Annotated in this window: 24 protein-coding genes; 11 read left to right on the plus strand and 13 right to left on the minus strand. The window is 67.8% G+C overall.

The window, feature by feature from the left end; all coding sequences use genetic code 11:
• The first annotated feature begins 37 nt into the window (after positions 1–37).
• On the plus strand, positions 38–862 hold the full coding sequence (locus H7J86_RS27025) for an SDR family NAD(P)-dependent oxidoreductase (RefSeq protein WP_090363604.1): 825 nt from the start codon (positions 38–40) through the stop codon (positions 860–862).
• On the opposite strand, the gene H7J86_RS27030 is transcribed toward H7J86_RS27025, so the two are convergent.
• On the minus strand, positions 859–2,079 hold the full coding sequence (locus tag H7J86_RS27030) for an ROK family protein (protein WP_267294748.1): 1,221 nt from the start codon (positions 2,077–2,079) through the stop codon (positions 859–861). The two genes, H7J86_RS27025 and H7J86_RS27030, sit on opposite strands and share 4 nt — an antisense overlap.
• Before the next feature lie 157 nt (positions 2,080–2,236).
• Here H7J86_RS27030 and H7J86_RS27035 point away from each other — a divergent pair, with 157 nt between their 5' ends.
• From H7J86_RS27035 to H7J86_RS27045, 3 genes are read left to right on the plus strand one after another with little or no spacing between them, the layout of a single operon-like run.
• On the plus strand, positions 2,237–3,682 hold the full coding sequence (locus tag H7J86_RS27035) for an APC family permease (protein ID WP_267294750.1): 1,446 nt from the start codon (positions 2,237–2,239) through the stop codon (positions 3,680–3,682).
• Between the two features lie 55 nt (positions 3,683–3,737).
• Positions 3,738–4,739: an SIS domain-containing protein gene (locus tag H7J86_RS27040; protein WP_267294752.1), complete on the plus strand. Its 1,002-nt coding sequence runs from the start codon at positions 3,738–3,740 to the stop codon at positions 4,737–4,739.
• Between the two features lie 36 nt (positions 4,740–4,775).
• Positions 4,776–6,005 (plus strand): alanine racemase, encoded by a 1,230-nt coding sequence (locus tag H7J86_RS27045; protein ID WP_267294754.1) that lies wholly within the window; start codon positions 4,776–4,778, stop codon positions 6,003–6,005.
• Positions 6,006–6,025: 20 nt separating this feature from the next.
• On the opposite strand, the gene H7J86_RS27050 is transcribed toward H7J86_RS27045, so the two are convergent.
• Complete coding sequence (locus tag H7J86_RS27050) at positions 6,026–6,865, minus strand: glycine betaine ABC transporter substrate-binding protein (protein ID WP_267294756.1); 840 nt, start codon at positions 6,863–6,865, stop codon at positions 6,026–6,028.
• A gap of 8 nt (positions 6,866–6,873) precedes the next feature.
• Positions 6,874–8,043: an NAD(P)-dependent malic enzyme gene (locus H7J86_RS27055; RefSeq protein WP_267294758.1), complete on the minus strand. Its 1,170-nt coding sequence runs from the start codon at positions 8,041–8,043 to the stop codon at positions 6,874–6,876.
• A 212-nt stretch (positions 8,044–8,255) separates the two neighbouring features.
• Between H7J86_RS27055 and corA the strand changes: the two genes are divergently transcribed.
• Positions 8,256–9,365 (plus strand): magnesium/cobalt transporter CorA, encoded by a 1,110-nt coding sequence (gene corA / locus H7J86_RS27060; RefSeq protein ID WP_187096579.1) that lies wholly within the window; start codon positions 8,256–8,258, stop codon positions 9,363–9,365.
• A gap of 18 nt (positions 9,366–9,383) precedes the next feature.
• Here corA and H7J86_RS27065 read toward each other — a convergent pair whose 3' ends face one another.
• From H7J86_RS27065 to H7J86_RS27090, 6 genes are all read right to left on the minus strand, one after another.
• Positions 9,384–9,977: a suppressor of fused domain protein gene (locus tag H7J86_RS27065; protein WP_267294760.1), complete on the minus strand. Its 594-nt coding sequence runs from the start codon at positions 9,975–9,977 to the stop codon at positions 9,384–9,386.
• On the minus strand, positions 9,974–11,143 hold the full coding sequence (locus H7J86_RS27070) for an ABC transporter ATP-binding protein (RefSeq protein WP_267294762.1): 1,170 nt from the start codon (positions 11,141–11,143) through the stop codon (positions 9,974–9,976). The genes H7J86_RS27065 and H7J86_RS27070 overlap by 4 nt, the downstream gene beginning before the upstream one ends.
• Positions 11,144–11,147: 4 nt before the next feature.
• A complete protein-coding gene (locus H7J86_RS27075) occupies positions 11,148–11,984 on the minus strand; it encodes a carbohydrate ABC transporter permease (protein ID WP_090363598.1) in 837 nt (278 codons plus the stop codon).
• On the minus strand, positions 11,981–12,871 hold the full coding sequence (locus H7J86_RS27080; protein ID WP_187096581.1) for a carbohydrate ABC transporter permease: 891 nt from the start codon (positions 12,869–12,871) through the stop codon (positions 11,981–11,983). The genes H7J86_RS27075 and H7J86_RS27080 overlap by 4 nt, the downstream gene beginning before the upstream one ends.
• The gene (locus H7J86_RS27085) at positions 12,868–14,265 is read right to left on the minus strand and encodes an ABC transporter substrate-binding protein (protein WP_308204873.1); all 1,398 of its coding nucleotides are present in this window, start codon (positions 14,263–14,265) and stop codon (positions 12,868–12,870) included. The genes H7J86_RS27080 and H7J86_RS27085 overlap by 4 nt, the downstream gene beginning before the upstream one ends.
• 93 nt (positions 14,266–14,358) lie before the next feature.
• Positions 14,359–14,871 carry a YflT domain-containing protein gene (locus H7J86_RS27090; protein WP_090363593.1) on the minus strand — a complete coding sequence of 171 codons (513 nt, stop codon included), beginning with the start codon at positions 14,869–14,871 and terminating at the stop codon, positions 14,359–14,361.
• Positions 14,872–15,013: 142 nt separating this feature from the next.
• Between H7J86_RS27090 and H7J86_RS27095 the strand changes: the two genes are divergently transcribed.
• Together H7J86_RS27095 and H7J86_RS27100 are read left to right on the plus strand one after the other, a co-directional pair.
• A complete protein-coding gene (locus H7J86_RS27095; RefSeq protein WP_267294766.1) occupies positions 15,014–15,691 on the plus strand; it encodes a DUF4190 domain-containing protein in 678 nt (225 codons plus the stop codon).
• Between the two features lie 9 nt (positions 15,692–15,700).
• A complete protein-coding gene (locus H7J86_RS27100; RefSeq protein ID WP_187096584.1) occupies positions 15,701–16,135 on the plus strand; it encodes a DUF4190 domain-containing protein in 435 nt (144 codons plus the stop codon).
• Here the strand turns inward: H7J86_RS27100 and H7J86_RS27105 are convergent.
• Positions 16,132–17,088, minus strand: coding sequence for an HpcH/HpaI aldolase/citrate lyase family protein (locus H7J86_RS27105; protein ID WP_267294768.1), 957 nt, complete (start codon positions 17,086–17,088; stop codon positions 16,132–16,134). The two genes, H7J86_RS27100 and H7J86_RS27105, sit on opposite strands and share 4 nt — an antisense overlap.
• Positions 17,089–17,113: 25 nt before the next feature.
• Between H7J86_RS27105 and H7J86_RS27110 the strand changes: the two genes are divergently transcribed.
• The 4 genes from H7J86_RS27110 to H7J86_RS27125 all read left to right on the plus strand — a co-directional run bounded on the left by H7J86_RS27110 (position 17,114) and on the right by H7J86_RS27125 (position 21,544).
• Entirely contained in the window at positions 17,114–18,400 is a 1,287-nt protein-coding gene (locus tag H7J86_RS27110) for a magnesium transporter MgtE N-terminal domain-containing protein (RefSeq protein WP_090363589.1), read from the plus strand.
• Positions 18,397–18,966, plus strand: a complete 570-nt coding sequence (locus H7J86_RS27115) for a DUF1003 domain-containing protein (protein ID WP_267294770.1) — start codon at positions 18,397–18,399, stop codon at positions 18,964–18,966. The genes H7J86_RS27110 and H7J86_RS27115 overlap by 4 nt, the downstream gene beginning before the upstream one ends.
• Positions 18,967–19,050: 84 nt before the next feature.
• The gene (locus H7J86_RS27120) at positions 19,051–20,301 is read left to right on the plus strand and encodes a lytic transglycosylase domain-containing protein (protein ID WP_267294772.1); all 1,251 of its coding nucleotides are present in this window, start codon (positions 19,051–19,053) and stop codon (positions 20,299–20,301) included.
• A 100-nt stretch (positions 20,302–20,401) separates the two neighbouring features.
• Positions 20,402–21,544, plus strand: coding sequence for an Mrp/NBP35 family ATP-binding protein (locus tag H7J86_RS27125; RefSeq protein ID WP_090363583.1), 1,143 nt, complete (start codon positions 20,402–20,404; stop codon positions 21,542–21,544).
• 11 nt (positions 21,545–21,555) lie between these two features.
• On the opposite strand, the gene tatB is transcribed toward H7J86_RS27125, so the two are convergent.
• The 3 genes from tatB to rseA all read right to left on the minus strand — a co-directional run bounded on the left by tatB (position 21,556) and on the right by rseA (position 23,907).
• Positions 21,556–21,954, minus strand: a complete 399-nt coding sequence (gene tatB / locus H7J86_RS27130) for a Sec-independent protein translocase protein TatB (RefSeq protein WP_090363582.1) — start codon at positions 21,952–21,954, stop codon at positions 21,556–21,558.
• A 3-nt stretch (positions 21,955–21,957) separates the two neighbouring features.
• Positions 21,958–23,448, minus strand: coding sequence for a serine protease HtrA (gene htrA / locus H7J86_RS27135; protein ID WP_090363580.1), 1,491 nt, complete (start codon positions 23,446–23,448; stop codon positions 21,958–21,960).
• A gap of 63 nt (positions 23,449–23,511) precedes the next feature.
• Positions 23,512–23,907 carry an anti-sigma E factor RseA gene (gene rseA, locus H7J86_RS27140; protein WP_090363579.1) on the minus strand — a complete coding sequence of 132 codons (396 nt, stop codon included), beginning with the start codon at positions 23,905–23,907 and terminating at the stop codon, positions 23,512–23,514.
• Positions 23,908–23,981 lie beyond the last annotated feature (74 nt).

The following is a 23,981-nucleotide window of genomic DNA, read 5'->3' on the forward strand; positions in this document are numbered from 1 at the left end:
GCTCGACGCCAGTCAACCGCCTACGCGAGGAGTGTCCATGGAGGGCTTTGCCGGAAAGGTCGCCGTCGTCACCGGCGCCGGGTCGGGGATCGGTCAGGCGCTGGCCGTCGAGCTGGGGCGCTCCGGCGCCAAGCTGGCCATCAGCGATGTCGACCTGGAGGGCTTGGCGGTCACCGAGGAACGCCTGAAGGCGATCGGCGCCCCCGTCAAGGCCGATCGGCTCGACGTCACCGAACGCGAAGCCTTCGAGCTGTACGCGACCGCCGTCAAGGAGCACTTCGGCGCCGTCCATCAGATCTACAACAACGCGGGCATCGCGTTCACCGGCGATGTCGAGGTCAGCTCCTACAAGGACATCGAGCGCGTCATGGACGTCGACTTCTGGGGTGTCGTCAACGGCACCAAGTCGTTCCTCCCCCATCTGATCGCCTCCGGCGACGGCCACATCGTCAATGTGTCCAGCCTGTTCGGCATCTTCTCGGTGCCCGGCCAGGCCGCCTACAACTCGGCGAAGTTCGCGGTGCGCGGGTTCACCGAGGCGTTGCGCCAGGAGATGATCCTGGCCAAGCACCCGGTGAAGGTCACCGCCGTGCACCCCGGCGGTATCAAGACCGCCATCGCCCGCAACGCCGGCGCCGCCGAAGGCCTGGACGCCGATCAGCTGGCCAAGATGTTCGACAAGAAGCTCGCGAAGACCACACCGGAGAAGGCCGCCCGGATCATCCTCGAGGCGGTTCACAAGAACCGCGCGCGGGTGCTCGTCGGCGCGGACGCCAAGGTCCTCGACGTCCTGGTGCGGATCACCGGTTCCGGCTACCAGCGGCTGTTCGCCGGCATGATGGGCCGGATGCTGCCGCGCTAGCGGGCCGGCGCGCTGGGCGCACGGGCCTCGAATGCACGCTGCCGCGCGATATCCAATCCTGTTGCGACGGCTCCCCTGACTACTGCTTCCTGACCGAGGGTTCCACGGATCAGCCGTGTGCTCATCGGCGTGATGAGTCGGAGCGATGTCACCAGGTCGTGCTCCATCAGATCGATGTTCTGACCCACGCCGCCTCCGAAGACCACCACATCGGGGTCGAACAACGCCAGCACCGTGGCCACCAACTGGGCGAGCTGTTTGGCCTCGCGTTCAACGACTTTCATTGCGCGGGTATCCCCCTCACGTGCCGCGGCGAACACACCCGCGGCGGATACCGGATCCGGCATACCAAGATGCTGAGCCTGCGCGACGATCGCGTCTGCGGCCACCGCCTCTTCGAGCATGCCCCGTGGCGGCCGGTCCGGACGCATCGGCACCAGGGCCTCACCAAGCGGCAGGTAGCCGGCCTCACCCGCAGCGCCATGCGCTCCCCGGTACAGCGCCCCATTGAGGAACAAGCCCACACCGACACCGGTGCCGATGGTGATGTAGACGAAGTTGTCGACCGAGCGGACCGCTCCGTAGGTGTGTTCGCCGATCGCAGCAAGGTTCGCGTCGTTGTCGATGGTGATGTGGGAGCCGACCTGCGCTCCCAACGCCTCTGCGATGCCCAGTCGCTGCCATCCAGGCAGATTGGCTGCATAGCTGATTCGCCCGCGCGTCTCGTCGTAGACACCGGGCGAGCCGATCACCGTGTGTACCGTCTTGTCTTCGCGGATGTCGGCTTCGGCACGCACGGCAGCCACCGCCTCACCGGTCAGTTCGACAAGACCTCGTGCGGTGGTGGCAGAGTTGCGGATAGTGCGCGCCGCCAACCGCCCACCCGCAAGGTCGGCGGCCACCAAGCGGATCCATTCGTGGCCGATGTCGACGGCGATGACGGCACCCGCATCGGCATTGGCCTCGAACGTCACAGCTGGGCGCCCGTGACCGACGACGCTCGTGCCTGTCTCGCGGACCAAACCGACCGACTGCAGGTCACCGAGCGCCGCGATCACCGTCGGTAGGGACAATCCGGTGCTGAGCACAAGCGCGGGCCGAGTGGCCGGACCTTCGGCGAACAGACAGTCCAGCAGCACGCGCTGATTCATCTCGCGCATCACGGACGGGGCTTGCGCCGCCCGCGGCCCGCTGTCCCGTTCGCGGTTGCGAACCACACTGCCCCCTTAGTAAAGACTCCTAGTCAATGGTAGAGCACGCCTGACCTTGCGATTGACAACTAAAGAGTCTTGAGTAAATACTCTTTACTAAGTCCACGGCGGACCACCCAGGCACCACGCGAACCCCACCCGCCTCTCGAAAAGAGCAGCCACGATGACGCCCTCGCCACCACCCGGCCAGCATTCCCTGAAATCCGACTCCATCGGCGTCGTCGGCGCCGTGTTCATGTGCATGGCGTTCATGGGGCCCGCGATCAGCGTCGCCTACAACACGCCGGCGGCCGCCGCGGGAGCCGGCTTCGCACTGCCCCTGTCCATCCTGCTGGCCCTCATCTCCTGTCTGCTCGTGGCCAACAACATCGCGGCCTTTGCGCGCAAGTTGCCCTCCGCGGGTTTCGCCTACACCTACAACTCACACGGATTCGGCCCACGTGCGGGCTTTCTGTCGGGGTGGGCGATGCTGACCGCGTACGGCATGGTCGGGCCGATGATCATCGCCGCCTTCGGCGGATTCTCGTCCACATTCATCGACTCGGTGTTCCACGTCCATGTTCCGTGGCAGCTCCTGTCCACATTCCTGGCCGTATTCATCTGGGTGGTGCTGGCCGCAGGCATCAGCGAGTCGGTACGTGTCGCGTTCGTGTTCCTGGCCATCGAGGTGGGGGTCATCCTGGCGTTGGCCATCACGATCCTGGCCAAAGGAGGCGCCGACGGCCTGAGTCTGCAGAATTTCAACCCCGCCCATTCACTGCACGGTTTCAGCGGTATCGGCACCGGAATGCTCTGGGGCATCCTCATGTTCATCGGCTTCGAAGCCGCTGCCACACTCGGCGAAGAGGCCAAGGGTTCCCGACGGGCGATTCCGGCCGCACTCTTCACCGCGGTGATCGCGATCGGCGGTTTCTATGTGATCGCCGCTTACGGGTCTTCCTCCGGCTTCGGCCTCTCCGGGGTGGCGGATTTCGCCGCCGACACCGACCCCTGGGCGACCCTTGCCCAGAAGTTCTGGGGCGGAACGGCCATCCTCACCTTGACCATCATCGCCAGCGCCACCGCCAACGGCATCGCCGGGTCCAACAGCGCCGTACGCATCCTGTTCTCTATGGGCCGCGAGGGAATCCTGCCCAGCGCGCTGGGCAGGACGTCGGGCAATGGTGTCCCACGAGTGGCCGTGACCGCTTACGTCGTGTTCTCGCTGGCCTTCGCGCTCCTCGTCGGAGTCAAATACGGCCCGTTCGGCGTGTGGGGGTTCTGCGGAACACTGCTCGGACTGGCGATGGTGGCCATCTACATCGCGGTGAGCATCGCGGTCATCCCGTTCTACCTGCGCCGCCACCGCGCCGAGTTCTCGGTACTGCGGCACGCTGTCATCCCGGTCATCAGCGTGCTCATCATGCTGCTGCCCATCTACGGCCAACTGCACCCGCTGCCCGCCTACCCCAACAACGTGGCGGTGTACTTCATCCCGATCTGGATGCTGATCGGCGTCGGCTACCTGGTCTACCTGCAGCGCAGACACCCGCACCGCATCGCGGCCATGGGCCGGGTCTTCGAGAGGCCGGAAGCCGATCAGCCCGAATCCACCAGCGAAGCCGCTTAGCCAGGCAACCCGAAACATCTGCACCGGAAGGACATCCGTCATGCTTGGCGAAGCCATGAGACGTGAGATCGACGAACAACCCGCCGCGCTCGGTCGACTCTTCGACCGATTCGAGGGCCTCCGTGCCGACGTGACCAGGCTCGGCGCCGGCGTCGCGGGGGTGGCATTTCTGGCCCGCGGCTCGTCCGACCGGGCCGCACTGCTGGGTCGCTATGCGGTAGAAGTCACCACCGGGCTGCCGACGTGCCAGCTCGCGCCGAGTCTGGTCACCGACCCCCCGGTGCACCGCTTTGGCAACTGGTTGGTCATCGCCCTCTCACAATCCGGCCGGACACCTGAGATTGTCAGCACTGCAGCCTATTTCAAGTCCGCAGGCGCGCGCCTGCTGGCCATCACCAACGATCCCGACTCCGCGCTGGCGCAACGCTGCGATGTACACATCGATCTGGGCGCCGGCCCAGAGGTGGCCGTACCGGCTACCAAGACCGTCACCGCCCAGATGCTCACCACCCTGGCGGTGTCCACCGCGCTGACCGATAGTCCCGCACGGTCGTCCTTCGCGCCGCTGGCCGAGGTTCCCGATGCCGTCGCCACCGTCCTCGCCGACGAAGAACCCGTTCGGGACATCGCCTCCGAGCTGGCCGCCTACGATCGCCTCGCCGTGGTGGGCCGCAAATGGTGCTACCCGGCCGCGCTGGAAACCGCGCTGAAACTCCAAGAGACCGTGGGGGTCATGGCGCACGGCTTCTCCACGGCGGACTTCCGACACGGACCGATAGCGGTCTGCGGGCCCACTACGCCCGCCGTGGTGCTGGCCGGTGCGGGCGGTGCCGCCGACGACGACTCGCGCGCACTCGTCGACGAACTACGGCAACGGCGGGCGTGGCCGGTTCAGATGGGGGTCGGCACCGCACTGGGCTGGCCGGCACTCGGTCACGCGGGCGAATGCGTGTTGGCCACCGTACGGGGCCAGCAGCTCGCCTACCACTGGTCGATGGTCGCCGGCGTCGACCCCGACCGGCCCATCGGCCTGCGCAAAGTCACCCTCACCCACTGACCATTCGGCACATCGACTCGGCGTCAAGGACTTCCCATGTTTCTGCAAGCGCTTCAGCGACGAAATCCGGCACTCATCGACGCCGCGATCCAGTTGCACCAATCCGGGCAACTCCCGCCCAACACCTTCGTCCTCGACCTGGACGCGATCACCGGCAACGCGCGCGCCCTCGCCGAAGAGGCGCAACGGCACCATCTCACCGTGTTTGCGATGACCAAACAGATCGGCCGCAATCCCGATGCCTGCCAAGCGATCATCGCCGGTGGTATCGATGCCGCAGTCGCGGTCGACATCGACTGCGCCCGGGCGACCACCCGGGCCGGCATGAAGTTGGGCCATGTCGGACACCTGGTTCAGATCGCCGGATGCGATGCCGACCAGACCGCCGCCATGGCGCCGGACTTCTGGACCGTGTTCAGCGACGAGAAGGCCACCGAGGCGGCCCGTGCCGCCGCCCGGCACGGCCGCGACCAAGCCCTGCTGGCGCGGATCTACGCCGAAGGTGACGAGTTCTACTCCGGGCACGAGGGCGGCTACCCGGCCGAGCACATCCTGCAGGTTGCCGACCGTATCGACGCCCTGGACGCTGCGCACTTCGCCGGCATCACGACATTTCCCGCGCTGCTGCACGATCGCGCGACCGGAAGCCTGCGCCAAACCCACAACCTGCGAACACTGGAGCGCGCCGCGAGTGCGCTCGCCGGTGCCGGACGCACCTTCCAGATCAACGGGCCCGGAACCACCTCGGCGGTGGCGCTGAGCCAGCTCGCCGCGGCGGGCATCACCCAGGTCGAGCCCGGGCACGCCCTCACCGGCAGTACCCCGCCACACGCCCACGACTTCGACCTGCCCGAAATACCGGCAGTCTGCTATCTCACCGAGGTGAGTCACACTTATGCCGGGCGTGCCTACTGCTTCGGTGGCGGGATGTACGTCGACCCCGTATTCCCCGACTACGACATGCATGCCGTCGTGGCCTCCGCGCCCGACCGTCAACGTCTGCTGCCTGCCACCGTCCCGCCACCATCCGCCATCGACTACTACGGACAGATCCACGGCGCCGGGCCCACCCCGGCGATCGGTGAGAGTGTCGTGTTCGGATTCCGCGTCCAGGCCTTCGTCACCCGTGCCCACACCGCCGGAGTGGCCGGGATCTCCACCGGAAAGCCCGTCGTGCAAGGAATTTGGTCGGCCGACGGTCTGCACCGGGCATTGACGTCCCACACTGACGCCGACCTACCGCAGAACCCGACAGCCAACCCCTGACCGGCAATCGGCCCAATGCGCTAACGCCCCAGCGGATGCGCGTCCAGATACGCGGCGGCCACCGCACCCGGGTCCTGCCCCGCGGCGACCTCGGCGCGCATCTGCGCCAGCGCATCGGTGTCGAGTACTCCGGCCAGCTCGTTGATCGACCGCACCTGCGGGTCGCTCAACGTGTTGCGCCGGTAGACCGGCACGACGTTCTCCGCTCGCACCAACGCGGTGCGGTCCGACAGCCTCGTCACCTGTTCCGGGACGTCCGGAGCCGCCGCCGAGGTCCAGGCCACGTCGATCTTGCCGTCCCGCAGGGCGGCGAAAAGTGCTTGGTCATCCGGGAATTCACGCGCCTCGGGTAGCACGCAGCCGGCCAGCGACGTGGGCCCCGGCCGCCCTGCGGGGTAACCGATCCGCAGCGTGGCGCACCGCTTCAACAGCGCAAGAGTGTCGGTGGCACCCCACTCCCGTGCGGTGCGATCGGTCACCGCGGGCAGTGGCTTGTCCGAGGTGGTGTCCGCAAAGTCGCCGGCCGCCAGCCCCTCCGGGAGCGCGGCCACCATCGAGCGGTAGACCTGTGCCTGCGACCGCGCCGGGGCATCCGGCTCGAATCTGGCGAGCAGGACGCCGGTCAGTCCGGCGGTGATGTCGATGTCACCAGAATCGAGGCCCCCCACCGGATCCTGGGTCACCTCGACGTGCGCGGGACTGCCGTAGAAGCGCAGTGCCGCGGCGTACAGATGCGCCAGCAGGGACGACTCGGCGTCGTGCTGGGCGCCGACGGCCACCGACCGCGGCGGCGGGGGCGCCGAGCAGCCGGCGACCAGCACTGCCACAGCGGCCACCAGCGCCACCGCGAACCGTTGCACGAGCCGACTCAGACTCCGGAAGCTTCCGCTACCGCGGCGGCCACCGCCGGGCCCACCCGCGGGTCCAGCGCACTCGGCACGATGTGATCGACGGCGAGATCGTCACCGACGACCGAGAAGATGGCATGCGCCGCAGCGACTTTCATCTCCTCGGTGATACGCCGCGCACCCGCGTCGAGCGCACCGCGGAACACACCGGGGAAGGCCAACACGTTGTTGATCTGGTTGGGGAAATCGCTGCGGCCGGTCGCGACGACGGCGGCGTACTTGCGGGCCGCGTCCGGGTGGATCTCGGGATCAGGGTTGGACAGTGCGAACACGATGCCACCAGGCGCCATCGTCGCGATGAGCTCCTCGGGAACCAGACCTGCCGACACACCGAGGAAGACGTCGGCGCCGCTGAGCGCCTCGGCCACCCCACCGGTGAGACCGCGGGGGTTGGTACGTTGCGCCAACTCGGCCTTGAAGGAATTCAGGTCGCTGCGATCGGACGCGACGATGCCCTTGCTGTCCAGCACGACGATATCGGTGATGCCGCTGTTGAGCAGGATGTTCGTGCACGCGACGCCGGCCGCACCCGCACCGGACACCACGACCTTCAGATCGTGGATGTCCCGGTCGAGCACCTTGACCGCACCCAGCAGCGCCGCGAGGACCACGATGGCGGTGCCGTGCTGATCGTCGTGCATGACGGGGCAGTCCAGGGCCTCGATGACCCGACGCTCGATCTCGAAGCAGCGCGGCGCGGAGATGTCCTCGAGGTTGACCGCACCGAAGGTCGGGCGCAGCCGGATCAGGGTCTCCACGATCTCATCGGGATCCTTGGTGTCCAGCACGATCGGGATGGAGTCCAGCCCACCGAACGTCTTGAACAGCGCACTCTTGCCCTCCATGACGGGCAGCGAGGCGGCGGGTCCGATGTCACCGAGGCCGAGCACGGCGCTGCCGTCGCTGACGACGGCGACAAGGCGATTGGCCCAGGTGTATTTCTTCGCCAGGGTCACATCCGCGGCGATCGCGCGGCTGACCTGCGCGACGCCCGGGGTATAGGCGATGGACAGGGCGCGCTGGGTGTCCAGCGGCTCGTTCAACGCGACCGAGAGTTTTCCGCCCTCATGGGCGGCGAAGATCTCGGCATCGTCGATAACTACTTGCGGGGTTCGCACCAATTCGGCCACGGCGACCACGGTAACTCACCCCTGGAACTCACACGGGCAGGTTCCCCCCTCGTGAGAAGACCGAAAAATGCGCTTTACGTCGAGAAACAGGCTACCCACGGGTAGGTTCCCAGCGAGTAGCCAGCTTCCGATGACGGGTATCGGACACCCGCGCCGCGTAGCATTCCATCGGTTCCCGACTGGGACTACGCGCTCTGACACGGAGGTTTGCGATGCCCTCATTCCGCGCGTTGCCGCCGTCCCTGCTACGCCCAGGGGTACGCAAGGCGGTTTCGGCTCCCGACGCACGTTCCATCCACGTACCGGTCGCGCGAGCGATGGTCGACTGCGGCGTGTACGTCGACGGTGTCCGGCTACCCGGCAAGTACACCCACGCCGCCGCGCTGAACAAGGTGCGCGAACTGGAGGCGCAGGGCACCTGCCAGGCGTTCGTCTGGGTCGGCCTGCACGAGCCCGATGAGCATCAGATGCAGGCGGTGGCCGATGTGTTCGGCCTGCACGAACTGGCGGTCGAGGATGCGGTGCACGCGCACCAACGTCCCAAGCTGGAGCGCTACGACAACACCCTGTTCCTGGTCCTCAAGACGATCATGTACGTCGAGCACGAATCGGTGGCCAAGGCCCGGGAAATCGTCGAAACCGGCGAGATCATGGTCTTCGTGGGCCCGGACTTCGTGGTGACGGTCCGGCACGGCGATCACGGCGGCCTGGCCGGGGTGCGCAAGCGCATGGACAGCACACCCGCCAACTGCGCGCTGGGCCCCTACGCCGTGCTGCATGCGATCGCCGATCACGTCGTGGACCACTACCTCGAAGTCACCGACCTCGTCGAACTCGATATCGATGCGATGGAGGAGAACGTCTTCTCCCCCACCAGCGAGACCGATATCGAGCACATCTACCTGCTGAAGCGAGAAGTGGTCGAGATGCGCCGAGCCGTCGGCCCGCTGAACCTCGCCCTGCAACGACTCGGCAGCGACCACAACGACCTGATCTCCAAGGAGGTCCGGCGCTATATCCGCGACGTCGTCGATCACAACATCCAGGCCGCGGACCGGATCGCCAGCTATGACGAGGTGCTCAGCTCGCTGGTCCAGGCCGCGCTCGGCAAGGTGGGGATGCAGCAGAACACCGATATGCGCAAGATCTCGGCCTGGGTGGCGATCGCCGCCGTGCCCACCGCCCTGGCCGGGATCTACGGGATGAACTTCGACTACATGCCCGAGCTGCATCAGGTGTGGGGCTACCCGGCCGTGCTGCTGACGATGCTGACGGTGTGCGTGCTGTTGCACCGCACCTTCCGCCGCAACCACTGGCTCTGAGTCCCTCCTCGGCGCAGCTCAGGACGGCGAGGACGCGCGCCGGTGGGCGTCGAGTACATCGACCCCGTCGGTGCGCCACGCCTCGCGCATGGCCTCGGCGCCCTTCAGACGCACCCAGGCAGCCTCGGTCGGGGTGATCGGGGTCGCGGCGAGGAACCGTACCGGCGCCAGCGGTTCGGGTAGCACCAGATCGCCGATCTCGCTGGGCCCCAACAGAAACGCGGTGAAGGGTGCCCCCTCGAAAAGGGAGGCGCTGAGGTCCACCAGGGCATCGGCGTCCAACACCAGCCCTTCGACGGCAGGTGCGGCGGCCAGCACGGCAACGGATTTCGCCAACCCCGTCGGGGTGGGCGCCCGCAGGGACACCACCACCTCCGCGCGCGGACCGATCTCGGGGTCGGCCAGAAAGTCCGTCGGATCCGCCATGGCCTGCCTGGAACAGCCCAGCGACACAAAATGATTCACCCGGTCACCATCGGGACCGAAGCGCAGCACATCGATCCGGTCGGCACCGAGGAAGGTGATGCTGGCCTCCGACGGGTCGCCGAGTACGCCGGCACCGGTGAAGTGCGCGCTCAGATGCGCACGAACGTCCGCCAGCGGGCTGGTCACGCGATGGACAGGTTGGCGCCGGTCGCCGCGTCGAAGATCATCAGCTTGGAGACATCCAGTGCCAATTCCGCCTTCTGCCCCGCCTTCACCTGAGACGACGCCGAAACCCGTGCCACGAACTCGTTTTCGCCGGTCCCGGACTCCGCGGCCAGCTGAGCGAGCTGCGCTGCCCGGGCACCCTCGCCCTCGGTGCGGAAATGCAGGTACTTCTCGGCGCCCAGCGACTCGACCAGATCCACCGTCACCTCGAAGACGTGCGCCCGGATCCGGGCGTAGGAATCGATCGCGGCGGCGTCGTCGAAGTGTTCGGGGCGTACCCCGACGATGAGCTCGGCCACCTGCTTCTCGACGAGGGCGGAGTGCGTCACCGGACCCTCCACGGGTAACGTCACCTCGCCGAACGGCAACCGCAGCCCGACATCGGTGAGGGTGGCCGGGAAGAAGTTCATCGCGGGGGAACCGATGAATCCCGCGACGAACAGGTTCACCGGGCTGTTGTAGAGCTCCTCGGGCGTGCCGATCTGCTGGACGACTCCGGCCAGCATCACCACCACCCGGTCCCCGAGCGTCATCGCCTCGGTCTGGTCATGGGTGACATAGACGGTGGTGGTGCCCAGACGGCTCTGCAGACGCGCGATCTCGGTGCGCATCTGCACGCGCAGCTTGGCGTCCAGGTTCGAGAGCGGCTCATCCATCAGGAAAGCCTTGGGGCTGCGCACGATCGCGCGGCCCATCGCCACCCGCTGCCGCTGACCACCGGAGAGCTGCGCCGGACGCCGATCCAGAAGTGCGGTCAGGTCGAGGATTTTCGCGGTCTCCTCCACCTTGGCCGCGATCTCGGCCTTCGGCAGCTTGGCCAGGGTGAGCGGGAACGCGATGTTCTGCCGCACGGTCATATGCGGGTAGAGCGCATAGGACTGGAACACCATCGCGATATCGCGGTCCTTGGGCTGCTTGTCGTTGACCCGCTCGCCGCCGATGCGCAGTTCGCCGGAGCTGATGTCCTCCAGACCCGCGATCATGTTGAGCGTGGTCGACTTCCCGCAGCCCGACGGTCCCACCAGGATCAGGAACTCGCCGTCGTTGACGGTCAGCGACAGATCCTGCACTGCCACAGCCCCGTTGGCGTAACTCTTGGTGACGTGGTCCAAAACGATCTCGGCCATGGAGCTACCCCTTCACCGCACCGGAGGTCAACCCGGCCACGATCCGTCGCTGGAAAATCAGAACAAAGATGATGATGGGCACCGTGATGACCATCGCCCCGGCGGCGATGGATCCGGTGGGTTCCTCGAATTGCGAACTGCCGGTGAAGTTGGCGATCGCCACCGGGGCGGTGATGGCCCGCTCGGTGGCCGTCAGCGACAGCGCCAGCAGCAGGTCGTTCCAGGCGAAGATGAACACCAGGATCGCCGCGGTGACGATTCCCGGCGCGGCCAGCGGTGCGATGACCTTGCGGAACGCCTCACCCGGGGTGGCGCCGTCCATCTTCGCGGCCTTCTCCAGATCCCAGGGGATCTCCTTGAAGAACGCGCTCATCGTGTAGATCGCCAGCGGCAGCGCGAAGGTGATGTACGGGATGATCAGCCCGGGCCAGGTGTCGAACAGCCCGATCCGGCGTTCGATGTTGAAGATCGGTGTCACCAGCGAGATCTGCGGGAACATCGCGATCAGCAGTGCCACACCGACCAGCACCCGCTTACCCGGGAACGCCAGCCGGGCGATGGCGTAGGCGGCCATCCCACCGATGGTCACCGCGATGACCGTGGTGATCAGACCGATCCCGATCGAGTTGATCAGCGCCGAGCTGAAGATGTCGCCGGTGAAGATGCCCTTGTAGTTGTCGAAGGTGATCTCCGACGGAATGAACTTGCCGTCCTTGACCGTTGACGTCGGCTTGAGTGACAGCGACAGGATCCACAGCACCGGGATGAGCGCGTAGAGCACCACCAGGACGTTGACCACAGCCCAGCCGGTCGCCCGGCCGGGACTGACCCGCTCGCTCATCGGGCACCTTCCTCGTCAGCGCCGGGCGCCGACGCGCCGAAGATCTTGATGTAGATGAACGCGATGACGGCAACCGACAAGAAGATCAGCACGCTGATCGCCGACCCGAGCCCGAGGTTGAACGCCTTGAACAGGTTGTCGTACCCCAGGATCGACACCGAGCCGGTGTCGTTGGCCCCGCCCGTCAGCACGTAGATGTTGTCGAAGATCCGGAACGCGTCCAGGGTCCGGAACAGCAGTGCCACCAGGATCGCCGGTTTGATCAGCGGGATGGTCACCTTTGTCAGACGTTTCCAGCCGCCGGCGCCGTCGACCTGGGCGGCGTTGAGCAGATCCTGGGGCACCAGGGCCAGGCCGGCCAGCAGCAGCAGCGCCATGAACGGCGTCGTCTTCCACACCTCGGCCAGGACCACGACGGCCAACGACGGGATCTGTTCGGTGAGCGGGGCGGTCCCGGCGGGCAACAGGTTGGCCAGATAGCCGGTGCCCGGCGTCCAGGCGTAGTACCAGCTGTAGGACGCGGCGACGGTCACGATGCCGTACGGCACCAGGATCGCGGTGCGCACGACGCCCTTGCCGAAGATGGTCCGGTGCATCACCAGGGCCAGCGCCATGCCGAGCACGAACTCGATGGCCACCGAGACCACCGTGATCGCCAGCGTGACGACGAACGCCGTCCACCAGTACCGGTCGGTGAGGATGGTGACGTAGTTGTCGATCCCGACGAACTTCGTGTCCTCGGGTGCGGCCAGGTTGTAGCGCTGCAGGCTCAGCCAGACCGCGTAGGCGATCGGGTAGGCCGTCACCGCCAGCATCAGGACGACGGCCGGGCTGATCAGCCAGTAGGCGAGCCGGCGCTGCGAGGCGCGGTCATCGACGGAGGTCATGGGATCAGCCCCTTACCGTCGATCGCCTGCTGCACCTGGTGGGCCAGTTCGTCGGCGGTGCGTTCCGGATCGATGGCGGTGATCGGCGCGAGGGTGGCCGAGATGCGCGTCGACACCGACTGGTAGACCGGGGTGGCAGGCCGCACGGCGGCATTGGTGAGCTGCTGGCGGATGATCTCGTACTGCGGGTATTTCTTCTGGAACTCGGGATCGTCGTACAGCGATGTCCGCACCGCGGGCAGCCCACCCTCCACCGAGGTGTAGCGCTGGTTGTCCACGCTGCGCAGGCAGCGGATGGCCTCGAACGCCTCGGCCTTGTGCTGGGTGTTGCGCCCGACGGCGAGGTTGAGGCCGCCGAGGGTCACCCGGGCCTGCTCCCCCGGTGTGACCGCGGGGTAGGGCGCGAAACCGAACACCTTCTTGCTGGCGTCGTAGGCGATGTCGAACTGCTCATCCGTCGGCGAGAAGGTGCCGACGTCGTTGATGGCACCCTTCATCGCCGGATCCTCGCTCAGCGGCAGGAAGCTCACCCCGCCTTTGGTGGCGTTCTCCAGCATGGAGGGCAGCACGAACGGCCAGTTGACCTCCAGTGCGGCTTTGCCCTGTTCGAGGGCCAGCCGCGCGGTGCCTTCGTCGGTCTGGGTGATCGACGGGTCCGCACCCGGCGCGGTGGCAACCGATTTGATGATGGACAACGCCTTCACCGTGGCGGCGCGGTGTTCGGGGGTATCGGTGAGCGTGACGGTCTTGCCGTCGTCGGAGAGCACCTGCCCGCCCGCGCTCTGCAGCAACGTGTTGAACCACACCACCAGACCTTCGTACTGCTTGGCCTGCACGGCGATCCAGCTCGGCCCGCCCTCGTTGTGCAGGCGGGTGGCCTCGGCCACCATGGCGTCCCAGGTGGCCGGTGGTCCGTTCATCAAATCTGCTCGGTACCAAAGCAATTGGGTGTTCGTGGTGATCGGGGCGGCGTAAAGTTTGTCCTGCCAACGCGACGTGGCCAGCGGACCGGGCAGCGTATTGCCCTCCGCATCGGCAACGGCCTGGCCCGCGGGATCATCCGACAACGGCAACACCCAACCGGCTTCGGCGAATTCGGCGGTCCACACCACATCGAGTGCCATCACATCGAGCGATTTGTCGTTCCCGGTGAGCCGTCGCGCCAGCTGCAATCGCTGATCGTCGGCGGCTTTGGGCAAGGACACCTGCTTGATGGTGAAGCGCCCACCGAGTTGTTCGTTGCACCGTTTGGCGACCGCGGTGAAGGTGGCCATCTCGCTTGCCGGGGTGTAGTAGCTGACGACGATGCCGTCATTCTTGGCGCCACATGCCGAGACCACCGACCCGGCCGTGAGCGCGGCCATCACCGCAGCGCACAGTCGTCGTGCCCGCACTACCGGCCTCCCGTCCTGTCGGGAACCTCCCGCGGGCAAACCGTAGAGCTATTCAGACGTGATATGCAACCGTTTCCGCGGCGCGTTGCCCACTCAGATCGTCAAGCGCGCCAGCAGATCCCGGCCCTGCTCGGCGCTGGCGGGCTCGCACAGCACGTCGTAGCGGCCGGCGACCAGTTGCATGGTGGAGCTGAAATCCCTTGTGCCGCGGGCCATCGCGTACGGAATCGCCGAGGTGATGAGGCCGAAGAACACACCGGCGATCAGCCCGGTCACGAGCGCCCCCCAGGGACTGGGACTGAAGAAACCGAGGATCAGGCCGATGAACAAACCCAGCCACGCACCGGAGAGGACCCCGCCGCCGATCACCTTCGGCCAGGTCAGCCGGCCCGTCACCCGCTCGACCTGCATGAGGTCGACACCGACGATGGTGACCTGCTGCACCGGGAACTCTTGATCGGAGAGGTAATCCACGGCGCGCTGGGCTTCGGCGTACGTCGGGTAGGACCCGATGGGCCAACCCTTGGGCGGAGTGGGCAAAGGCGCGGGGCCACGGCCGCCGGGAGTGCCACCCGGCGTCCGGCCGGGCTGCAGGGGACCGCTCATCGTGAGTTCTCCTTCATGCGCGTTTGCAGGGTGCCGCCTACCAACCTATCGGTACTCGCGAGCGGACACCGAGACTCGGCCGCCGCCCGGAGGTGCGATGCGCCAGCACCGCGGGGACCAGCACATACGCTACGTTGTGGGCATGACAGTACCGGGCCAGGACGCGGGTGCGACAGCATCGTCGGGGGCTTCTGAGACAACGCCGGATTCGAGTTCGGCGACCGAACCGCAGTCGGGCGCCTACGAGGCGCCGCCGCTCGAGCGGGCCCCCGAGCCCGTCCCGCCGCCGGCGGCTCCGGACTACCCGGGCTACGGCCCACCTGCGGGCTACGGCCCGCCGCCCAGCTACCAACCGCCGAGCCAACAACCGCCGAGCTATGAGCAGCCGCTCTACCCGCCGCAGGGTTATGCCGCGCCGCCGACCTATCAGCCCGGCGGGTATCCGCCCCCACCGCCCGGTTTCGGTGCGCCCTATCCCGATCAGTCCGGCTACGGCGCACCCGGCTACCCGGGGGCGCAGTACGGCACCCCACCGCCACCGCCCTACGGCGCTGCACCGGGTTACCCGCCCGCGGGTTATGGCGCACCGTACGGTGCGCCGGCCACCGAGACGAACCCGCTCGCGATCGGCTCGCTGGTCGCCTCGGCGATCGGTGTGCTGTGCGGGATCGGCTCGATCATCGGGATCGTGCTCGGCATCGTGGCGCTCAACCAGATCAAACAGACCCGCCAGGGCGGGCAGGGGCTGGCCATCGCGGGTATCGCAGTGGGTGCGGTGTCACTGGTGGTCAGCATGATCTTCGCCGTCACCCTGTTCTGAGCACCGGGCATGACCACCCCACCGCCCGATCCCTACCGGCCGTCGGATCCGTTCGCCCCGGTGGACTACCCGACCGACCCCGGTCTGCCGCCGCCCGTGTACCCGGCGCCCTACCCACCGCCGGGTTACCCACAGCCCGGCCCGTACCCGTATCCGGGTCCCTACCCCGGGTACGACCCGTACCGGCAGAAGCCGGCGGGCACCAACGGTAAGGCGATCGCAGCGCTGATCATCGCGCTGGGCGGGTTGGTGTTCTGCGGGCTGCCCTCGGTGGCCGGGCTCGTCCTCGGTGTCATCGCCATGCGCGAGACGCGCCGCACCGGCCAGGACGGCTGGGGCCTGGCGCTGGCCGGTGCCATCATCGGCGGCCTGGCCACCGCCGGGCTGGTGTTCTACACGCTGCTGTGGATCGGATTCATCGCCAGCGGCTTCTCGCTGGTCTAATTCGGCGGCTGGAACGGGGCGCCTGCCCGCGCCATCCCCGCCGCCCGGCCCTTGCCCGCGATCACCAGCGCCATCTTGCGACTGGCCTCGTCGATCATCTCGTCACCGAGCATCACCGCGCCCCGTGCGCCGCCCGCCTGCGAGGTGTGCCATTCGTAGGCTTCCAGGATCAGCTCGGCGTGGTCGTAATCGTCCTGCCGGGGGCTGAACACCTCGTTGCCCGCCGCGATCTGATCCGGGTGTAACACCCACTTGCCGTCGTAGCCCAGGGCAGCGACGCGCCCGGCGATCCGGCGGAACGCCTCGGTGTCGCGCACCTTCAGATACGGGCCGTCGATGGCGTTGATGCCGTGGGTGCGGGCGGCGACCAGGATCGTCATCAGCACGTGGTGGTGGGCGTCGCCCACGTCATAGCCCTCGGGCTGCTCCCCCACCACGAGGGTGCGCATGTTGAGGCTGGCCATCATGTCGGCCGGCCCGAGTACGAGGGCCTGTACCCGCGGCGCGGCGGCGATCTCGTTCACATGGGTCAGCCCGGCCGCGTTCTCGATCTGGGCCTCGATGCCGATGCGGCCCACGGGAAGTCCGTGGGTCAGTTCCAGTTGGGTCAGCAACAGATCCAGTGCGCGCACGTGCGAGGCGTCGGTCACCTTGGGCAGCACCACGATGTCCAGATGCGCGCCTGCGGTACCCACCACCTCGATGACGTCGGCGTGGGTCCAGGGCGTGGTCCAGTCGTTGACCCGCACACCCCGCAACTGTCCGGACCAGCCGGGCTCGGCCAGCGCGGCCGCGACCCGGGTTCGGGCGGCGGCCTTGGCGTCGGCGGCCACCGCATCCTCGAGGTCGAGGAACACCTGGTCGGCGCCCAGAGACTTGGCCTTCTGAATCATCTTGTCGCTACTACCCGGAACCGAGAGGCACGTTCGGCGGGGGCGATAGAGGTTGTCCACACCGTCAGTCTCTACGCTTGCCCTCATGGCGGCGGTCAACCGGGTCTATACGGCCCGACTTGCGGGAATGGTGGTGCTCGGCCCGGACGGCGAGTCCATTGGCCGCGTCCGCGATGTGGTGGTGAGCATCAGCGTCGTGCGCCAACAACCCCGCGTCCTCGGCCTGGTCGTCGAATTGCTCACCCGCAGAAGAATTTTCGTCCCCATCCTGAGGGTGACGGCGATCGAGCCGAATGCGGTGACACTCAGTACCGGCAACGTCTCGCTCCGCCGGTTCGCGCAGCGTCCCGGTGAGGTCCTGGTCCTGGGCCAGGTGCTCGACACCCGGGTCCGGGTCAACGATCCGGAGCTCGAAATGCTCAGCGGCACCGACGTCGTCGTGGTCGACCTCGGTATCGAGCAGGTGCGCTCCCGGGACTGGATGGTGACCAAGGTCGCAGTACGCCAGCACCGCAGACTCGGCCGCCGCACCGCCATGCACATCGTCGATTGGCAGAACGTCACCGGCCTCACCCCGGCGGCACTGAACCTGCCCGGCCAGGGCGTGGCGCAGCTGCTGGCGCAGTTCGAGGGTCAGCGGCCCATCGAGGTGGCCGACGCCATCCGCGACCTGCCCCCCAAACGCCGCTACGAGGTGGTCGCCGCCCTGGGCGACGAGCGACTGGCCGACATCCTGCAGGAGCTGCCCGAGAGCGAGCAGGCCGAGCTGCTGGACCAGATGGACACCGAGCGCGCCGCGGACGTGCTCGAAGAGATGGACCCCGACGACGCCGCCGACCTGCTCGGCGAGCTGGACGCCACCCGCGCCGAGATCCTGCTGGCCCGGATGGACCCGGAGGATTCCGAGCCCGTGCGCCGGCTGCTCAAGCACTCCCCCGACACCGCCGGCGGTCTGATGACCTCCGATCCGGTCGTGTTGGCCCCGGACACCACCGTGGCCGAGGCGCTGGCCCGGATCCGCGATCCCGACCTGACCCCCGCACTGGCCTCCCTGGCCTTCGTCGTGCGCCCACCGACCGCCACCCCGACCGGCCGCTACCTGGGCTGTGTGCACCTGCAGCGGCTGCTGCGCGAGCCGCCGGCCACGCTGGTCAGCGGCATCGTCGACAAGGACCTCCCGAGCTTGACCCCGGAGACGTCGCTGAACGCCGTGACGCGGTACTTCGCCGCCTACAACCTGGTGTGCGGGCCCGTGGTGGACGAGGAGAGCCACCTGCTGGGCGCGGTATCGGTCGACGACGTGCTCGACCACCTGCTGCCGCACGACTGGCGCGTGCGCTCCGAAGAGCCGGAGCTGGGGGCCGCGACATGAGCGACCCGTCGACCCGTCAGCGCATCGACACCCCGCGGATATCGCGGTGGCGACTGACGCCACAGTTCGACGTCGAGGCGGCGGGGCGGTTCGGCGAATCGTTCGCCCGGTTCCTGGGCACCGGCCGCTACCTGGCCATCCAGACCGTCTTCGTCATCGTATGGATCGCGCTGAACCTGTTCGCCGTCAAGCTGCAGTGGGACCCGTACCCGTTCATCCTGCTCAACCTGGCGTTCTCCACCCAGGCCGCCTACGCCGCCCCGCTGATCCTGCTCGCCCAGAACCGGCAGGAGAACCGGGACCGGGTGGCCCTGGAAGAGGACCGCCGCCGCGCCGAGCAGACCAAGGCCGATACCGAGTTCCTGGCCCGTGAGCTGGCCGCACTGCGTCTGGCGGTCGGCGAGGTGGCCACCCGCGACTATCTGCGCCACGAGCTGGAAGACCTGCGCGACATGCTCGTCGAACTGGTGCCGCCCAAGGGCAAGAAGAAGAGCAAACAGGCCACACCCCCGGTCGACGCCGAGACCACCGAGCCCGCCGAGATCGTTGCCGACAGCAATAGCTGACCATTGCCGCACCACACGCCACACCCAGTGGGTATGGTGACTTGGTTCACAACCAGTCGGGTACCGCACAACGAGGACGGTTGAGTGTTCAAAGGGGGAGGCGCCGCCCTTGAGGCAGCGCGGCGCCGAGCAGGCAAAGCCGTCGGCAAGCCCGTATTCGGTATCGCGGTGCTCACACCTGTCGTCCTGGCCATGAGCGTGGGAGCCTCGGCCCCCTCGATGAAACCGGTCCGCGACACCACCGTAACCACGCTGGCCGCCGTCGGCCCCGTCGCACCCGACGATTCCGGGACGTCCATCGTGGCGGCCTACAAGACACCCCGCCCGTTCCGCATCGGCGGCTCGGCGCTGTCCACTCCCCCACCCGCCGTCGTCATCAGTTCGCCCGGCAGCCTCCGCATCCCGGCGATCGTGCTGAACGCCTACCGCAACGCCGAACGCATGATGGCCGCCGCGGAACCGGGCTGCGGGATGAGCTGGAACATCCTGGCAGGCATCGGACGCATCGAGTCGATGCACGCCAACGGCGGCTCCACCGATATCAACGGCACCGCGGTGCGGCCGATCTACGGCCCCGCGCTGGATGGCACGCTGCCCGGCAACGAGGTCATCGTGCAGAGCCGCAGCAACGACCGGGTCACCTTCGCGCGCGCCATGGGACCGATGCAGTTCCTGCCCGGCACGTGGGCGCGCTACGCCGTCGACGGCAACGGCGACGGAAAAGCCGACGTGCAGAACGTGTTCGACGCGACCCTGGCCGCGGCACGCTACCTGTGTGGCGGCGGGTTGAACATGCGCGATCCGAACCAGGCCATGACGGCGATCCTGCGCTACAACAATTCCGTCGCCTACGCCCAGAACGTGCTCGGGTGGGCGCGCGCCTACGCCACCGGTGTGGTGCCGGTGAACCTGCCCCCCATCACCGGACCGGTGCCGCCGCTGGGCGATGCCCACCTGGACAGCAATCCGGAGGGCATCGGGCCCGGCCTGCCCCTGAACGCCATCAGCCTGCCCGCGGGCGATCCGTTGGCCCTGACCCCGATCTTCGATGTGGGTCGCACCGACGTCGCCAGCCAGTTGCCGACCGCGCCCGGACCCGGACAGGCGGTGGCACCGCAACAGAACTGCGCGGTGTTCTGCATCGGCCAGAACCTGCCGGAGCCCGAACCCGCCGCGCCGCCGCCCGGACTCGATCCGGCGGCTCCGCCACCGGTATTCAACCCGTTCGCACCGCCGCCTGCGCCGCCCGCGCCGGTGTTCAACCCCTTCGCTCCGCCGCCCGCGCCCCCGGCGGCACCCGTTCCGCTGGGTCCGGCTCCCGGCCCCGCGGCCTGAGCGACGACGCGGCCCCGCGGCCTGAGCGACGACGCGGCCCCGCGGCCTGAGCAGCGACCCGGTCCGGAGGCCGCCGGTATGCGGCCTAGACTCGCAGGTGATGTCTGCGACGAACAACGATCTGTCAGCCGCGGTTCGCGCCGCGCTGGGCAAGGTCGTCGACCCCGAACTGCGCCGTCCGATCACCGAGGTCGGGATGGTCAAAAACGTCACCATCGATGATGCGGCCGGTGTGCACGTCGAGGTGTACCTGACCACGTCTGCCTGCCCGAAGAAGACCGAGATCATCGACCGCGTCACCGCGGCGGTGACCGACGTACCGGGCACGGGTGCGGTCAAGGTCACCCTCGACGTGATGGACGACGAGCAGCGCGCAGAACTGCGCAAGCTGCTGCGCGGTGACTCCCGCGAACCGGTCATCCCGTTCGCCCAGCCCAACTCGCTGACCCGGGTGTACGCCGTCGCGTCCGGCAAGGGTGGCGTCGGCAAGTCCAGCGTGACGGTCAACCTGGCCGCCGCACTGGCCGCGCGCGGGCTCTCGGTGGGCCTGCTGGACGCCGATATCTACGGCCATTCGGTACCGCGGATGATGGGCGTCGTGGACCGGCCCACACAGGTCGATTCGATGATCCTGCCGCCGATCGCCCATGAGGTGAAGGTCATCTCGATCGCCATGTTCACCCAGGGCAACACCCCGGTGGTGTGGCGCGGACCGATGCTGCACCGCGCGCTGCAGCAGTTCCTGGCCGACGTGTACTGGGGCGACCTGGATGTGCTGCTGTTGGATCTGCCGCCCGGCACCGGCGATATCGCGATCTCGGTGTCGCAGCTGATCCCCGGCGCCGAGATCCTGGTGGTCACCACGCCCCAGTCGGCGGCCGCCGAGGTCGCCGAACGGGCCGGTGCGATTGCCCTGCAGACGCGGCAGCGGATCGTGGGTGTCGTGGAGAACATGGCCGGGCTGACCCTGCCCGACGGAACGGTCATGCAGATCTTCGGTGAGGGCGGTGGCCGACAGGTGGCCGACTCACTGACGCGTTCGGTGGGGGCCGATGTGCCACTGCTGGGCCAGATACCGCTCGACCCGGCGCTGGTGGCCGCGGGCGACAGTGGCGTGCCGCTGGTGCTCACCGCCCCGGATTCGGCGGCGGGTAAGGAATTGCGCAAGGTCGCCGACGCGCTGGGGGCACGCAAGCGCGGGCTCGCCGGGATGTCGTTGGGGCTGGACCCCGCCGGGCGGTAACGCGCCGGGCGCTAGGTGGCGTCGCTGTCGAACTTGGTGACGCCCGGTTCGGCCGGGGGCTGCTCGGGGCTTTCCACGGGCTTGGGCCCATCGGGTGAGACCGGCTTGGTGGGCTTGTCGAAATTGCCCGTCAGGAACGAGTCATCACCGTCGAGCAGGTGTTTGGTCAGCGCCGCACGCGGCGTCATCCCGCGCAGCTTCTGCAGTTCCGAGAGCGGCTCGCGCAGATCGTCGAACTCCGGCCCCAGGTCTTGGCGGAGCTGACTGGTCGCCCCACTGAGGTATTCACGGGCCTGTTTGAGCGTGCCCGCGGTCCATCGGATGGCACCGGGCAGCCGTTCGGGACCCAGGATCACCAGTCCGGCGATCACCAGGATCAGCATCTCGCCCCAGCCGACGTTCGCGAACATCGGTTACGTCGGGTTGTCGCCGGTGGGCGTGACCATCAACGTCACATGCCTGCCGTCGCGGACCACCTCGATGGGAGCTTCCTGCCCGATCTTGAGCTGGCGCGTCGCGACGACGAACTCGTCGGCGTCGGCGACCGTGCGGCCGCCGACCTTGACCACGACGTCGTTCTCCAGGATGCCGGCCTTCTCGGCCGGCCCGCCCGCCTTGACGTTGGCCACCTGTGCACCCGAGGCGACGTCATTGCTCACCGAACGGGCGCTCAGGCCCAGCGTCGGATGCGAGATCTTGCCGGCCTGGATCAACGCCTGCACGACGTCCTTGACCTCATTGACCGGGATGGCGAAGCCGAGGCCGCTGGCGCTGTCGGACAGCGATTTGCCGGCCGTGTTGATACCGATGACCTGGGAGTCCATGTTGATCAGCGGGCCACCGGAGTTGCCGTGGTTGATCGAGGCGTCGGTCTGCACACCGTCGATGACGGTGTCGGTGTCCGACCCTTCGCCGGAGAGCGGGACGGGACGGTGCAGGGCGCTGATGATGCCCTGGGTGACCGTGCTGCGCAGGCCGAGCGGGGCACCGGCGGCGATCACTTCCTCACCGACCTGAAGCTTGTCCGAGTCGCCCATGTTCGCGACGGTCAGATTGTCGACGTTGTCGACCTTGAGCACGGCGAGATCGGTCTTGGGATCACGCCCGACGAGGTTGGCGGGCACCTCCTTGCCGTCATTGAAGACGACGGAGATCTTGAACTTGCTCGGGTTGGTCGCCGCCTCGGAGATGACGTGATTGTTGGTGACGATGTAGCCGCGGCCGTCGACCACGACACCAGAACCCTGGGAGCCTTCCTGGTCGCTGACCGCCTCGATGGTCACGACCGAATCGGCCACGGCAGCAGCGACTTTCGCGAACCGGCCGGCCGGCATCTGCGGGTTGTCGTTGGTTTGCAGGGTCACCTTGGACGTGGTGAACGCCTCGACGACCTCGGCGGTCTTGCGGCCCACCCAGCCGCCGGCGATACCGATGACCAGCGCCACGATGGCGAGGATGGCCAGCGCGACGAAGGACACCCGGCGGCCGAACAGCACATCGCGCACCCCGAGCTTGCCTTGCGGGGCCGCCACCGTCACGGGGGCGGTCTGGGTCACCGCAGGCGCTCCGAGTGCCGCGCCGGCTGCGGGGTCGCGCCACGGGTCCGGCGCTGCGGCGTCCTCACCCTCGCGCTCCGCTTCCAGCGCGCCCGCGTCGGCCGGATGCCGCTGGAGCGAGTCGACGCCGGGATAGGGCCGTCCGAACGCTTCGGCCAGCACCTTGTCGGGCGCCTGGTCCTTCGGCGTGTACTCGCCCTGGTCCCGGTACTGGTCCGTGGCGAGGAAGGAGCCGTCGAAGCCGGCGGGCCGGCCGAAAGCGCGCTGCGCCGCCGGATCGACCGGGGGGCGCGAGACCGGGCGCGGTGCCAGCCGGGGCCGGTCGCCGGAGGGGTCCTGATTGGTCACGCGGGCATCACTTTCCGCTCCAGCGCACCGAGGGCGCGCGTCACTGTTTGTCTGTGCATGAATCTACCGGCGCTTGCGGCGGGTCCGAGCCGACTCTTCCGTCATCTCCCGAGACATCTGCTCGGCGGACACTTCCCTCGGATTCTCCTCCGGGATCTGGGACAACAAGCCCAGGAGCGCACTCGGGATGGCGATCGGGCACGAGTCCCGCAGCGCGCTTCGGGCCTGACGCTGCGCGTCGACCTCACCGGCGCACTGCGGGCACAGCGACAGATGGTGGCCGGCACGCAGGTGAGCCGTCATCCGCAGCTCACCGTCGACGAACGCGGCAATGGCCTCGGTCGACAGGTGTTCGGTGGACCGGAACCGGCGCGGTCCGACGGGCTCGCTGCTCTGGGACGCGAACTGGGTGGGCAACCAGGAGAAGGCACGGCGGAACACGTCCCCGGGGTCGACCATCACCCAGCTCCTCTCTGGCCACCGCGCATCGCGCGCACACTGTTCTTTTGAATGTAGCGCGGGAAGCTGAACCC

The organism is Mycobacterium hackensackense (assembly GCF_025822555.1).
In the GTDB taxonomy this organism is placed as follows: domain Bacteria; phylum Actinomycetota; class Actinomycetes; order Mycobacteriales; family Mycobacteriaceae; genus Mycobacterium; species Mycobacterium fluoranthenivorans.